General features: G+C 63.5%; 15 protein-coding genes. 1 reads left to right on the top strand and 14 read right to left on the bottom strand.

Annotated elements, in window-relative coordinates:
- Nucleotides 1-39: 39 nt before the first annotated feature.
- Nucleotides 40-468, top strand: coding sequence for a GNAT family N-acetyltransferase (locus ACP15K_RS01710; RefSeq protein WP_193139683.1), 429 nt, complete (start codon nucleotides 40-42; stop codon nucleotides 466-468).
- Between the two features lie 65 nt (nucleotides 469-533).
- Here ACP15K_RS01710 and ACP15K_RS01715 read toward each other — a convergent pair whose 3' ends face one another.
- The 14 genes from ACP15K_RS01715 to ACP15K_RS01780 all read right to left on the bottom strand — a co-directional run bounded on the left by ACP15K_RS01715 (nucleotide 534) and on the right by ACP15K_RS01780 (nucleotide 13,381).
- Nucleotides 534-1,325: an amino acid ABC transporter ATP-binding protein gene (locus ACP15K_RS01715; protein ID WP_319022417.1), complete on the bottom strand. Its 792-nt coding sequence runs from the start codon at nucleotides 1,323-1,325 to the stop codon at nucleotides 534-536.
- A 10-nt stretch (nucleotides 1,326-1,335) separates the two neighbouring features.
- Nucleotides 1,336-2,634 carry an amino acid ABC transporter permease gene (locus ACP15K_RS01720; protein WP_193139685.1) on the bottom strand — a complete coding sequence of 433 codons (1,299 nt, stop codon included), beginning with the start codon at nucleotides 2,632-2,634 and terminating at the stop codon, nucleotides 1,336-1,338.
- Between the two features lies 1 nt (nucleotide 2,635).
- A complete protein-coding gene (locus ACP15K_RS01725) occupies nucleotides 2,636-3,850 on the bottom strand; it encodes an amino acid ABC transporter permease (RefSeq protein WP_193139687.1) in 1,215 nt (404 codons plus the stop codon).
- A 119-nt stretch (nucleotides 3,851-3,969) separates the two neighbouring features.
- Nucleotides 3,970-4,986: an amino acid ABC transporter substrate-binding protein gene (locus tag ACP15K_RS01730; RefSeq protein ID WP_193139689.1), complete on the bottom strand. Its 1,017-nt coding sequence runs from the start codon at nucleotides 4,984-4,986 to the stop codon at nucleotides 3,970-3,972.
- 209 nt (nucleotides 4,987-5,195) lie between these two features.
- Nucleotides 5,196-5,906, bottom strand: coding sequence for an ATP12 family chaperone protein (locus tag ACP15K_RS01735; RefSeq protein WP_193139691.1), 711 nt, complete (start codon nucleotides 5,904-5,906; stop codon nucleotides 5,196-5,198).
- Nucleotides 5,899-6,588 carry an HAD-IA family hydrolase gene (locus ACP15K_RS01740; protein WP_193139693.1) on the bottom strand — a complete coding sequence of 230 codons (690 nt, stop codon included), beginning with the start codon at nucleotides 6,586-6,588 and terminating at the stop codon, nucleotides 5,899-5,901. The genes ACP15K_RS01735 and ACP15K_RS01740 overlap by 8 nt, the downstream gene beginning before the upstream one ends.
- Nucleotides 6,585-7,625 carry an RluA family pseudouridine synthase gene (locus tag ACP15K_RS01745; RefSeq protein WP_193139695.1) on the bottom strand — a complete coding sequence of 347 codons (1,041 nt, stop codon included), beginning with the start codon at nucleotides 7,623-7,625 and terminating at the stop codon, nucleotides 6,585-6,587. Before ACP15K_RS01745 ends, ACP15K_RS01740 begins: the two co-directional genes overlap by 4 nt.
- Before the next feature lie 96 nt (nucleotides 7,626-7,721).
- Nucleotides 7,722-9,035: a replication-associated recombination protein A gene (locus tag ACP15K_RS01750; protein ID WP_424989650.1), complete on the bottom strand. Its 1,314-nt coding sequence runs from the start codon at nucleotides 9,033-9,035 to the stop codon at nucleotides 7,722-7,724.
- 3 nt (nucleotides 9,036-9,038) lie between these two features.
- Nucleotides 9,039-9,440 carry a hypothetical protein gene (locus ACP15K_RS01755; RefSeq protein WP_424989651.1) on the bottom strand — a complete coding sequence of 134 codons (402 nt, stop codon included), beginning with the start codon at nucleotides 9,438-9,440 and terminating at the stop codon, nucleotides 9,039-9,041.
- Nucleotides 9,441-9,517: 77 nt separating this feature from the next.
- Nucleotides 9,518-9,937: a 50S ribosomal protein L17 gene (rplQ, locus tag ACP15K_RS01760; RefSeq protein WP_193139701.1), complete on the bottom strand. Its 420-nt coding sequence runs from the start codon at nucleotides 9,935-9,937 to the stop codon at nucleotides 9,518-9,520.
- A 135-nt stretch (nucleotides 9,938-10,072) separates the two neighbouring features.
- A complete protein-coding gene (locus ACP15K_RS01765) occupies nucleotides 10,073-11,089 on the bottom strand; it encodes a DNA-directed RNA polymerase subunit alpha (protein WP_424989652.1) in 1,017 nt (338 codons plus the stop codon).
- 113 nt (nucleotides 11,090-11,202) lie between these two features.
- Nucleotides 11,203-11,598, bottom strand: coding sequence for a 30S ribosomal protein S11 (gene rpsK, locus ACP15K_RS01770; RefSeq protein ID WP_193139705.1), 396 nt, complete (start codon nucleotides 11,596-11,598; stop codon nucleotides 11,203-11,205).
- A 15-nt stretch (nucleotides 11,599-11,613) separates the two neighbouring features.
- The gene (gene rpsM, locus ACP15K_RS01775) at nucleotides 11,614-11,982 is read right to left on the bottom strand and encodes a 30S ribosomal protein S13 (RefSeq protein WP_193139707.1); all 369 of its coding nucleotides are present in this window, start codon (nucleotides 11,980-11,982) and stop codon (nucleotides 11,614-11,616) included.
- Between the two features lie 274 nt (nucleotides 11,983-12,256).
- Nucleotides 12,257-13,381, bottom strand: coding sequence for a porin (locus ACP15K_RS01780; RefSeq protein ID WP_193139709.1), 1,125 nt, complete (start codon nucleotides 13,379-13,381; stop codon nucleotides 12,257-12,259).
- Nucleotides 13,382-13,455: the final 74 nt, after the last annotated feature.

A 13,455-nucleotide genomic window follows, 5' to 3' on the forward strand; every position in this document is an offset into this window, starting at 1 on the left:
GGACACACCGGCGCTTCAAACCGAACGGATGCCGCTTTCATGATCCGCCCTTATACCGACAGCGACAAAGCCGCCGTCATGGCCATCTGGCGCGAGGCCAATGCCCAGGCCCACCCCTTCCTGAGCGCCGAGGTCGTCGCGCAGGCCGACACGCTCATCGCGACCCAGCTTCTGCAAGTCGCCGACACCCATATGTACGAGACAGACGGGCGCTGCGTCGGCTTCCTGTCCCTGCTCGGGGCCGAAATCGGCGGGCTCTTCATCCTGCCCGCGTGGCAGGGGCACGGCTTCGGACGCGCCCTGCTGGACCACGCCGCCACCCTGCATCCCGAGTTGCACCTGTGCGTTTTCCACGACAACAGCCGGGCACGGGCGTTTTACGATCGCTACGGATTTGAACCGGTCGAGGACCGGCGCAACGCCATGTTCGACGCCCTTGAGACGGTGATGCGCTACAGCGTGCCCTGAACGTCTGCGGCCCCCGCGGGGGTGTCCCCACAGAGGCCGCCAGGCATTGTTCGTCTTGCGGGGCGTCAGTGTCCCAGGATCTGGCTCAGGAACAGCTTGGTCCGCTCGCTTTTCGGGTTGTTGAAGAACGGTTCCGGCTCGTTCTGCTCGACGATCTGGCCGGCATCCATGAAGATCACCCGGTTCGCCACCTGCCGCGCAAAGCCCATTTCATGGGTCACGCACAGCATGGTCATGCCGTCCTCGGCCAGCTCGATCATGGTGTCGAGCACTTCCTTGATCATCTCGGGGTCCAGCGCCGAGGTGGGTTCGTCGAACAGCATGATCTTGGGTTTCATGCACAGCGACCGTGCAATCGCCACCCGCTGCTGCTGACCGCCCGACAGTTGGCCGGGGTACTTGTTGGCCTGATCGGGGATCTTCACCTTTTCAAGAAAATGCATCGCCGTGGCCTCGGCCTCGCGCTTGGGGGTCTTGCGCACCCAGATCGGCGCCAGCGTGCAATTCTCAAGGATGGTCAGATGCGGGAACAGGTTGAAGTGCTGGAAGCACATGCCAACCTCGGAACGGATCTTGTCGATGTTCTTCAGGTCCGACGACAACAAGGTGCCATCCACCGTGATCTTCCCGGCCTGATGCTCCTCAAGCGCGTTGATACAGCGGATCAGCGTGGATTTCCCCGACCCCGAGGGGCCGCAGATCACGATGCGTTCGCCACGATAGACGGTCAGGTCGATGTCACGCAGCACGTGGAACTGGCCGTACCACTTGTTCATGCCGCTGATTTCGATGGCGACCTCATCCGAGACTTCCAGATGGCTCGGAACAGCGGGGGCAGCGTCGATGGGTTGGCTCATGACCGGCTCCTTAACGATGATCGGTGGCCAGCTTGCGCTCCAGCCATTGAGAATATTGCGAGATGCCGTAGCAGAAGACGAAGAACAGGACCCCGGCGAAGCCCAGAAGCTCCCAGTAGACCCCGAACCATTCGGTCGAGGACAGGATCGGGCCACGGATCATGCCGATCACGTCGAACATCGAGATGATCGACACCAGCGTGGTGTCCTTGAACAGGCCGATGGCGATGTTCACGATCGAGGGGATCGAGATTTTCAGGGCCTGCGGCAGCACGATCAGCCGCATCTTCTGCCAATAGTCCAGGCCAAGGCTGTCACCGGCCTCGTACTGGCCCTTGGGCAAGGCCGCCAGACCGCCCCGGATCGCCTCGGCCATATAGGCGGCGGCAAACAGGGTGACCATGATGATGACGCGCAGCATCAGGTCGAAATTGGTGCCCGGCGGCAGGAAATAGGCCAGCATCACCGAGGCCACGAACAACAGCGTGATCAGCGGCACGCCGCGCACGAACTCGATGAAGATCACGCAGATCATCTTGATGATCGGCAGGGTCGATTGCCGCCCCAGCGCCAGCATGATGCCCAGCGGCAACGACAGGGCGATGCCACTGGTGCCAAGGATGAAGTTGATCATGAAGCCGCCGATCTCGCGGCTGGCCACCGGGGTCAGGGCCAGCGGCAGCACACCGGCCAGCGCCTCGGCCAGGGGGGCGGTCAGCACGATCCAGAAGGCCAAGGCCGCGGCCAATGCGGCCACCATTGCCCCGAAGAACGACTTTTCTTCCAGCAGCCGGAACACCACGAAGCCGACGACCACGCCGACCAGCGCCATGATCGGGATCCACAGCGTGCCGCCCCAGATCAGCCAGTAGGCCAGAAACGGATACAGCCCGGTGAACCACAGCATCTTGCGCGGCAAGCCGAAATACAGCACCGGCGCCAGGGCCACGAACAGCAGCACGAAGGCCAGCACGGCACGGCCGTAGTGTTCGGGCGGGTAGTTACCGAAGACCAGTTGCGGCCAACGTTCCTCGATCACCGCCCAGCAGGCGGCATTGACGCCCTGCAACTGCTCGCGGCATTCGCGGATCGACGAGGCATCCCAGACGCCATTGGCGATCCACGGCACGATGGCGGCCAGCAAGGCGTAGATGACGTAGAGCGTGATCAGCGTCATGATCGAATTGCCGATCGAGCTGAAAAGATTGGTGCGCAGCCAGCCGATCACCCCGGCCTGCGACACCGGCGGGGCCTGCGGCGGGAGTGGATCGTGGCGGACGAATGCAACCGAGTGATCGCCTTGGGACATCTCAGCGCTCCTTCAGCTTCACGGCGTTGTTGTAAAGGTTCATCACCCCCGAGATCGCCAGCGAGATCATCAGGTAGAATAGCATCAGCAGCAGCACCGCTTCGAAACTGCGGCCGGTCTGGTTCAGGGTGATCCCGCCCAGCGTGCCGGTGATGTCCATGTAGCCGATGGCGGCGGCCAGCGACGAGTTCTTGGTCAGGTTCAGGTACTGCGAGATCAGCGGCGGGATGATGACCCGCAGGGCTTGCGGCAGGACGACAAGGCGCATGATCTTGCCGGGGCGCAGGCCCAGGGCGGCGGCGGCCTCGGTCTGGCCCTTGCTGACGGCCAGGATGCCGGCGCGCACGTTTTCAGCGATGAAGGCCCCGGTATACAGCGCCAGCGCCCACCACAAGGCAATCAGCGTGCCCTGAACCTTCAACCCGCCCTGGAAGTTGAACCCCTTGAGTTCGGGGTAATCCAGGCCGATGGGCGATCCCATCACGAAATAGGCGATCAGCGCCGGCACGAAGAACAGGCCAAGCGACAGTTGCAGCACCGGAAGTTCACGTCCGGTGTCGTACAGCAGCTTGGTGGCATAGCGGCGCAGGAAAAAGATGCCGACGATCGAGGCCAGGAACACCGCGACCACGATGCCCGAGCCAGCCTCCCACACCGGACCGGGCACATAGACACCGCGGTTGGTGAAGGCCATCGCGTCAAACACCATCGACGCCGTCGCATTGTCGCCGCGAAAGTCGCGCGGGCTTGGCAGGGCGTTGGACATCACCGAGAAGATGATGAGGATCCAGATCAGCACCGGCACGTTGCGGAAGATCTCGACGTAGACCGACATGACCTTGGCCACCAGCCAGTTCTTCGACAGCCGCAGCACCCCGACCACGACCCCGATGATCGTGGCGGTGATACATCCCAGGAAGGCCACCAGCAGGGTATTGAGGATCCCGACCATCGCAGCACGGAAATGGGTGTCGGTACTGACAAAGGGGATCAGTTGCTGGTTGATGTCGTACCCGGCCTGCTCGCCCAGGAACTTGTACGAGATGTCCTGCCCCAGGGCGGCCAGGTTCTGTGTGGCGTTCCAGATCAGCCATCCGAAGAAGAAGACAATCGCAAGGAACGCGATGATCTGGAAGGTGATCCCGCGATACCGGGTATCGTTGACGAGCATGCTCAATCGGAAAGCAGGCTGCGCCGGATCGCTGATACTGGCCATGAAACTATCCTTTGTTCGGCAGGGCTGGGTTGCCGAGGTCGCGCAAGACAGGCGCGGGTGGGGTCAGGACCCCGAATGGAACAGGGCGGCGGATCCACATCCGCCGCCCCCTGAGGTTCTTACCGGAACGGCGGCGCATACAGCAGGCCGCCTTCAAGCCACTGGGCGTTCAGGCCGCGCGCCAGCCCGATCGGGGTGTTCTGGCCGATGTGACGCTCGAAGATCTCGCCATAGTTGCCGCCCGCGGCAATGGCGTTCTTGGACCAGTCGGGCGACAGGCCCAGCATTTCGCCCAACGACCCTTCGGTGCCAAGGATCCGGTTGACTTCCGGGTTGGTGGTGCCTGCCGCCAGTTCCTCGATATTGGCCGAGGTGATGCCCAGTTCTTCAGCGGCGATCAGCGCGTTCAGGGTCCAGCGCACCACGTCGCCCCAGTTGTTGTCGCCATGGCGGACCAGCGGGCCCAGCGGCTCTTTCGAGATGATTTCCGGCAGGATCACATGCGCCGAGGGATCTTCGAATGCGGCGCGTGTCGCGGCCAGACCGGAGGCGTCGGTGGTGTAGACGTCACAGGCCCCGGCCAGATACTGCTGCTGCGCTTCCGACGCAGTGGCGATCGGCACCGGCTCATAGCTGATGTTGTTGGTGCGGAAGAAGTCCGCGAGGTTCAGCTCGGTGGTGGTGCCGGACTGGATGCAGACCGTGGCGCCATCCAGTTCCTTGGCCGAGCTTACGCCCAGTTCCTTGGGTGCCAGGAACCCCTGGCCGTCGTAATAGTTGACGCCCGCAAACTCGAGCTTCAGGTCCACATCGCGCGAGAAGGTCCAGGTGGTGTTGCGCGACAGCATGTCGATCTCGCCCGAGTTCAGAACCTCGAAGCGGACCTTGTTGGTCACGGGGGTGAAATCAACAGCGGTGGGGTCGCCCAGAACAGCGGCGGCCACGGCGCGACAGACAGCCACGTCGAAACCTTGCCAATCGCCCTGCGCGTCCTGCGTTGCAAAGCCAACAAGGCCGGTGCTGATACCGCAGTTCAGCTTCCCACGCTCCTTCACTTCTTCCAGAGTGTCAGCCGCTACGGCGCCGGCAGCCAAGCCGGCTAGGGCAATGGTGCCAAGGAGTACGTTCGTCTTCATGTCTACCTCTTCCTGATGGACCGCAGATGATGCGGTTCGGCCCCGTTATTTAGGGTGCCATTCATGGTCCGGTCCCGGTTGGTTCCGGGTCCGGTCAAACCTTGGTCAAAAGCCCAATGGACAGTCAAGGGGAGACGTGGGACAGAAAAATGAACTTGGTGGACAAGGGGACGTGGTTTCAGGCCTGCCCTGTTTGCGGGCGGCTTTGGTCAGCCCGTGACCAAATCGTAGAACCTTGCTGCATCTGCGAAGGCCTGAGCCTTCAATGCCGCGGCCTCCTGGGCCTCCTCATCCTTGCCCCATTGCTCGGCCTGCCAATCCTCGTCCAGACGCGACCAGGCCCAGATATCCTTGCGATTCCAGCGCGGATCCAGGGATGCGAACCCCAGCACCAAAGACCCGGTCAGCGCCACCAGATCGTGGAAGGCGGTCAACTGCCAATGCGACAACGCATGTGTTTTTCGCCGCAACGCAGCGATGCTGGACTCCGGCTGGGGCACGAACATGACGCCCGAGGCCACGTTCAACTGGGCGTCAAATTCCCGTGCGGCCCAGTCCAGAACCGGATCCCAGGCCGCAGCCTGACGTTGGATCAATTCTTCCGGATGTTCGGCGCGATAGCACAGAAGATCGCTTTCGCCATAAGCCGCCAGCAGGTCCGCGACCTCGGTGAACTGGACTGCCACCTTGTCCACGGCCGAGTTGGAGGAGCGCGTCATCGGCATGGTCGCGGGCTGGATGGCCTCTTCCTGCGCATCCCATTCATCGGCCATGGCACGGGCCAGCGCCTCGGTGGGTACGATCAGCGGCGCCTTGGACGGGGTGCGGATGCCGCGCCCGTCCAGGCGGACCGTGTATCCGCCCTCCGCAGGTTCGACGCTGGTCTCTTTCCAGAACCGTTTCTGCGCCCATTCAGTCATCGCTCACTCCCAGAACGTCAAGGATCGTCGCGGCCAGTTCGCCGGTGTCCTGCACCATCGCACGCGGCGACAGCCGTTGCAGGTCGGCCACCGGGTGATAGCCCCAACCGACCGCGATGGCGGGAATACCGGCGGACCGCGCCATTTCCAGATCGAATACCGTGTCGCCGATCATCACCGCGTCGGCGGGATCACACCCGGTGTCGCGCAAGGCGGCCTCCAGCATCGCCGGATGCGGTTTCGACGGGTGATCGTCGGCCACCTGCTGGGTCACGAAGCGGCGGTTCAGACCGTGCTGGTCCAGCACATGGGTCAGCCCGCGCCGCGACTTGCCCGTCGCCACGCCCAGCAGCAGCGGCTCGACCCGCGCCAGCCGGTCCAGCGTTTCGGCAATGTCGGGATAGAGCGGCGCGGTCGCCGCCCCGTCGGCCACCCGCGTCGCGGCGAAGGTGTCCTTGTAGGTCGCGACCATGCCGTCGCGCACCGTGTCGGACAGATCGGGACAGAGCCGCGCGATCACCAGCGGCAGGGACAGGCCCACCAGTTCCAGCACCGCGCCGCGTTCCGGCATCTCGCGGCCGACGCTGTCGAAGGCCGCCGTCATGCTGCGTAGGATATGCGCCTGGCTGTCCACCAGCGTGCCGTCGACATCGAAGATCGCCAGTTTCAGACCGCTGCTCACAGGAATTCCTCGAACGGATCTTCGGGCACATCCGCCTCGCGCCAGTCGAATTCCTTCCAGGTGCGCTTCATATGCGCGGGCAGCGGTGCGGTCACGGTCACCCGCGCGCCGGTCACCGGATGGTCAAAGCTGATCGAGCGGGCATGCAGGTGCAGCTTGCGCGAAATGTCCCCGCCCAGTTGCGCGCCCCAGCCATCACCAAGGTTTTCCTGCCCCGAGCCGCCGTATTTGCCGTCACCGATGATCGGATGCCCCAGTTCGGCCATATGCGCGCGCAACTGGTGGGTGCGCCCGGTGATCGGCACCAGCGCCACCCAGGCGGTGCGCTTGGCCAGCGCCGAGAGCACCGCGTAATCGGTGGTGGCATGTTTGGCGTCCGGCGTGCCGTCAACCTCGCGCGGGTGGAGGCAATGCATCTTCTCGCCCTCGCCGCGCGGCCCATGCCCCGGCGCCTTGACCAAGCCATACTTCACGGTGCCCATCTGCGGATGTGGCACCCCGGCCACGGCGGCCCAATAGATCTTGCGGGTGCTGCGGGCGCGGAACGCCTTGGTCAGATCGGTGGCCGCGGCCCCGGTGCGGGCCAGCAACAGAACGCCCGAGGTGTCCTTGTCCAGCCGATGCACCAGTCGCGGTTTCAGCGGCTTGTCATAGCGCAGCGCCTCGGCCAGCCCGTCGACATGGCGGGTCTGGCCGCTGCCGCCCTGGCTGGGCAGGCCGGGCGGTTTGTTGATGGCGAGGATATGCTCGTCCCGGTACAACACCATGTCCTGCATCATCCGGGTATCGGCCTCGGACAGGCGCGGGGCTTCAGGCTTGGGCGCGGCCTCGTCTGGCAGCGGCGGGATGCGCACGGTCTGGCCCGGCGCGACCCGGCTGGAGGCCTTGACCCGTCCGCCATCGACCCGGATCTCGCCCTTGCGGCACAGTTTCTCGATCCGGCCCTGGCTGATCTGCGGGAAATGGCGGCGGAACCAGCGGTCCAGCCGCTGCTCGGCCTCGTCGGCGCCTACCTGGCGCATCTGCACTCCGCTCATGCGACCCCCATCGGGTTTCGGGCGGCCCCTGCGGCGCGCGCGTCTGTTGCTGCTGTGTTGAACATGGGCTTTCTCTTTCCCGGGACGGCAGGCTTGTCAACCGTCTTGGCGCTTGGCGCGCAGCTTCGCGAAATAGGCAGTGCGCTTGGCCAGATCCCGCTCAAACCCGCGTTCGACCGGCGCATAAAGGCTGGGCCGGTCCATCCCGTCGGGAAAATAGTTCTGGCCCGAAAACCCGTCCTCGGCGTCATGGTCATAGGCATAGCCGTCGCCATAGCCCTGCTCCTTCATCAGCCCGGTGGGCGCGTTCAGGATGTGCTTGGGCGGCGGGGCCGAGCCGCTGTCACTGGCCAGCTTCCGCGCGGCCTTGTAGCCGGTGTAGGCGGCGTTGGATTTCGGGGCCAACGCCAGATAGACCACCGCCTGGGCCAGCGCCAATTCGCCCTCGGGGCTGCCCAGCCGTTCGTAGACATCCCAGGCCCCCAGGCACAGGGTCTGGGCCTGCGGGTCGGCAAGGCCGATGTCCTCGACCGCCATGCGGGTGATGCGGCGGGCCAGATAGCGCGGGTCCTCGCCGCCTTCCAGCATGCGCGCCAGCCAGTACAGGGCAGCGTCGGGATCCGACCCGCGCACCGATTTGTGCAGCGCCGAGATCAGGTTGTAATGGGCATCGCCGGATTTGTCATATTGCGCCGCCCGCCGGGCCAGCCGCGCCGACAGCGCCTTGGGATCGATCGGCGCCTTCAGCTTCCAGCTGAGCACGGTTTCGGCAAGGTTCAGCATCGCCCGCCCATCGCCATCGGCCATTTCGATCAGCGCGGCGCGGGCAGCCTCGGTCAGCGGCAGCGGCTGGCCTTCGACCTCTTCGGCGCGGACCAGCAGGGCTTCCAGCGCCGGGGCTTCCAGCCGCACCAGCACCACCACCTGCGCCCGCGACAGCAGTGCGGCGTTCAACTCGAACGAGGGGTTCTCGGTGGTGGCGCCCACCAACAGGATGGTGCCGTCTTCCATGTGCGGCAGGAAGCTGTCCTGCTGCGCCTTGTTGAAGCGGTGGATCTCGTCCACGAACAGCAGCGTCCCCTGCCCGTTGCCACGGCGCAGCTTGGCGGCCTCGAAGACCTTTTTCAGCTCCTGCACGCCCGAGAAGATGGCACTGATCTGCACGAAACTCATGTCGGTTTCATGGGCCAGCAGCCGCGCGATGGTGGTCTTGCCCACCCCCGGCGGCCCCCAGAGGATCAGAGAGCCCAGCCGCCCGGACGCCAGCATCGCGCCCAGCGGCGCCTCGGGGCCCAGAACCCCCTCCTGCCCCACAACCTCGGCCAGGGTCGCCGGGCGCAGCCGGTCCGCCAGCGGACGCGGGGCGGTGTCGGACGCATCCGAGGCGCCGCTGGAGAAGAGATCAACCATGGCTCACCCTTTCCGCTTGAGGAATTTCAGCGCCGACCAATCCGCATCCACCGCGCAAACCTTCACATCGACCCAGCCCAGTGGCAACACCGCATCGCGCAGCGCATCCTCGGTGACACCGGTGTGCAAAGCCGAGGACTTCTTGGTCCAGGACACCCAAAGCATCCCACCGGGCCGCAGACGCGGCAGGGCATCGGTGATGGTCTGGGCGATGTCGTTGGGACTGCTCAGAAACATGTGGATCGCATCCAGATCGCCTGCGCGCGGCCCTTCGAAGGTCACCTCTTCGACACCGGCCAGCAGGTCGCCGTAGTGGTCCGGTGCGGCCACCAGCCCGACGCGGAAACCCGGCTTGAAGCTCAGCTTCTTGTACAAGGGTTTTCCTGAGTATCCTGCCTGAGCCATGGCGCCACTCCAGTCCTGTCCGGCCAAGAAAAAAGCCCCACCAGAGGCGGGGCTTCGAGCTGTCGAAAGGGCCGGGATTATTCCGCGGCGTCTTCTTCAGCGGCAACGCGGGCCTTGTCGCCAGCGCCCTTGGCATCGACATCACGATCGACGAATTCGATGATCGCCATCGGCGCCATGTCGCCATAGCGGAAGCCGGCTTTCAGAACCCGGACGTAGCCGCCCTGACGATCCTTGTAGCGCGGGCCCAGAACGTCGAACAGTTTCGCCACATAGGCGTCCTGCTTCAGCTGCGAACCGGCCTGACGACGCGCGTGCAGATCGCCGCGCTTGCCCAGGGTGATCAGCTTTTCGATGATCGGGCGCAGTTCCTTGGCTTTCGGCAGCGTGGTCTTGATCTGCTCGTGCTCGATCAACGAGCCGGCCATGTTGGCAAAGAGCGCCTTGCGGTGCTCGTGAGTACGGTTCAGGCGGCGGTATCCGCGGGCGTGACGCATGGTATCTATCCTTGTCTTGCGTGTTTTGCTTTGTCAGGCGGCTGATGCGTGTCAACCGCTCACCTTGGGGCGTGGGCCCGAGTATTCCCCGGCTGTCCGGGCATTTGGCGAGGCGGGGTTTCCCCCGCCACCACCTTAAAACTGGTCTTCGAACTTCTTGGCCAGATCTTCGATGTTCTCTGGCGGCCAGTCCTCGACATCCATGCCCAGGTGCAGACCCATGCCCGAGAGCACTTCCTTGATCTCGTTCAGCGACTTGCGGCCGAAGTTCGGGGTGCGCAGCATCTCGGCTTCGGTTTTCTGGATCAGATCCCCGATGTAGACGATGTTGTCGTTCTTCAGGCAGTTTGCCGAACGGACCGAAAGCTCCAGCTCGTCGACCTTCTTCAGCAGCAGCGGGTTGAACTCCAGACCATCGTCGTCGGCTTCGGAACGTGCGGGCTCCGGCTCGTCGAAGTTGACGAAGATCTGCAGCTGGTCCTGAAGGATACGCGCGGCATAGGCCACGGCGTCATCGGGGGTGACCGAGCCGTCGGTTTCCAGCTTCAGGGTCAGCTTGTCATAGTCCAGCACCTGGCCCTCGCGGGTGGGCTGCACGTCGTAGCTGACCTTGCGGACCGGCGAATAGATTGCGTCGATCGGGATCAGGCCGATGGGCGCATCCTCAGGGCGGTTCTTGTCCGCCGAGACATAGCCCTTGCCGGTGTTGACGATCAGTTCCATGAACAGATCGGCACCATCGTCAAGGTGGCAGATGACGTGATCCTTGTTCAGAACCTCGACCCCTGCGGTTTCGGAGATGTCGCCCGCGGTGACCACGCCCGGCCCCTTGGCCAAGATCGAAAGCCGCTTGGGGCCTTCGTTGTCCATGCGCAGGGCAACGCCCTTGAGGTTCAGAACGATGTCGGTCACGTCTTCACGCACCCCGGCGACCGAAGAGAACTCGTGCAGCACGTTGTCGATCTGAACGCTGGTGATGGCCGCGCCTTGCAGCGACGACATCAATACGCGACGCAGGGCATTGCCCATTGTCAGACCAAAGCCCCGCTCCAGCGGTTCTGCAACCACCGTTGCCTGACGCGCCGGGTCGTTCCCCGGCTTTACGTCAAGCTGAGTGGGCTTGATGAGTTCTTGCCAATTCTTCTGGATCATGCCTGTCGCCTCCATGCTCGTTCCCGACCGATGACCAAAGTCAGAAACACCCGAGGTAAAATGACAAAGCCGGGCCGCGCCCAAGGACGCAGCCCGACCAAATTTGGTCTGGATCAGACGCGGCGGCGCTTCGGCGGACGGCAGCCGTTGTGGGCGATTGGGGTCACATCACGGATCGAGGTGATGTTGAAGCCAACCGCGGCCAGTGCGCGCAGCGCCGATTCACGGCCCGAACCGGGCCCCTGAACTTCGACTTCCAGCGTTTTCACGCCGTGTTCCTGAGCCTTCTTGCCGGCGTCTTCTGCAGCCAGCTGTGCTGCGTAGGGCGTCGATTTCCGCGAGCCTTTGAACCCCATGGTGCCAGCCGACGACCATGCGATCGCATTGCCCTGCACGTCCGAGATCAGGATCTTGGTGTTGTTGAATGTCGAATTCACATGTGCGACGCCAGCGGCAATATTCTTCCGCTCTTTGCGCTTGCCGCCACGTGCTTTTGTATCGCGTGCCATATAACCTGCCCCCTCTTACTTCTTCTTGCCGGCGATCGGCTTCGCGGGGCCCTTGCGGGTACGCGCGTTGGTGTGGGTGCGCTGACCGCGCACAGGCAGGTTGCGGCGATGGCGCAGACCGCGATAGCAGCCCAGGTCCATCAGACGCTTGATGTTCATCTGAACTTCACGGCGCAGGTCACCTTCGACGGTGAAGTTGGCGTCGATCTGTTCGCGGATCGCCAGAACCTCGGAATCCGACAGTTCGTTGAAGCGGCGCTCGGTCGCGATGCCGGCGGCTTCACAGATCTGGGCCGCCGCTGCGGGGCCGATACCGTGGATGTAAGTGAGGGCGATGGGCACCCGTTTGTTGGTCGGGATGTTGACGCCGGCAATACGTGCCAAGTGGTCGTTCCTTTTCCGTTGCGGTTCCGTAGCTCCAGAACCTTTTTTCACAACATTGGCCGGGCAAGGACCCGGCCGCAGCCATTTAACACGGAACCATTCCACGCGCGAACATCGCGGTCACGGAATCGGTTCTGTGACGAGAGAGCATCGGGTATTGCGAATTTGCAAACAGGTCAAGCCGCTTTCGCGGCAATTCGACCCCAGACGGCACATTGGCCTGTCTGGGGTTCAGTCTAGCGTTCCTTGGCGCGGCAATCCAGACCCCAGTGGATCAGAATTTCCACTGCAGACCGGCAAGGATGACATCCATGTCGTCATAGGAGGCCGCCTTGTCGTCATAGGTCAGGCGGTTGTAGCCAAAGTAGATCGACAGGTTGGTGTCGTCGAAATACTGCGCCACCTGCAAGCCGGTCGATGTGGACGTGCCATCCGACCCGGCGATATCGTTGCCCGAATAGTAATCCGCCGAGAACGCGGTGTCGCCGATGGTCCAGAAACTGGTGATCCAGCCCAGCTTAATATAGCCGAACTGGCCACCATCCGGGTCGCCGCCAAAGGACAGTGTACCGTTCAGCCCGTTGACGTCGCTGAGCGCCGAGATCGAGCCGCCGTAGCGCTCGGTTGTGCCATCGTCGTCTTTCCAGGCATAGCTCAACCCGGCCCTGACGGTGATCGAACTGATGGTGTCGCTGTAGTTCAGGCCGATGTCGTAATATTCGGCATCGTCGCTGGAATTCAGAAGGTCCTGCCCGTAGGACGCGCCGATGCTGATCCCCTTGCCGGGCTCGGTGCCCCCGAACCGGGGCGTGTCATAGCGAATGCGCGCCTTGCGACCGCCATCGTAGTCCTTGAAGACGTTGCTGACCGCGACGCTGGACAGGGTCCCGTCCTTCTGGCGGAAGAAATAGCCGCCGGCCGCGTCCGGCACCGTCACCGTGCTGGCAAGGGTGGTCGCCGAAAGATCAAGGGTTGACGTGTTGTCCGACGCCATCGAGCCCTGCCCGAAAAACACGGTACCGAAATTGCCGCTATAGATGAATTCCAGCTTCCGCAGGTCAGTTCGTTGCCAATCCCAGTCCGGCTGGAAATTCTGGCTGAACTTGGAACTTTGCGGGGCGCCCAGTGCCGCTTCGAAGTTGAACAGCAGCATCTGTCCGTTATCGAACTCCTGATCGAGCCAGATGCCCGCCCGCGAGTTCGAACGGGAGTTGTCGACCAGATTGCCGTCAGTGTCCTTGCCGTCGTCAACGTTCAGCCAGGCCGGGGTCAGTTGCCCGTAGACGCGCGCGCTGCCGCCGGTGCCGTTGGTGTATTCCAGCTCGGCCATCACCGGCGAGGCCACGCCCATGGCCAATGCCGCCGTCAGCGGCAGATGGATCGTGAGTGCTCGTTTCATGACAAAGGCCCTTTCACCGGTGCGTATGCCACCAGTAAAAGGGCCTTTGGGGTTCCCAGGCAAGCACCAAGCGG

It is taken from the genome of Fluviibacterium sp. S390 (assembly GCF_049800695.1).
GTDB lineage: Bacteria > Pseudomonadota > Alphaproteobacteria > Rhodobacterales > Rhodobacteraceae > Meridianimarinicoccus.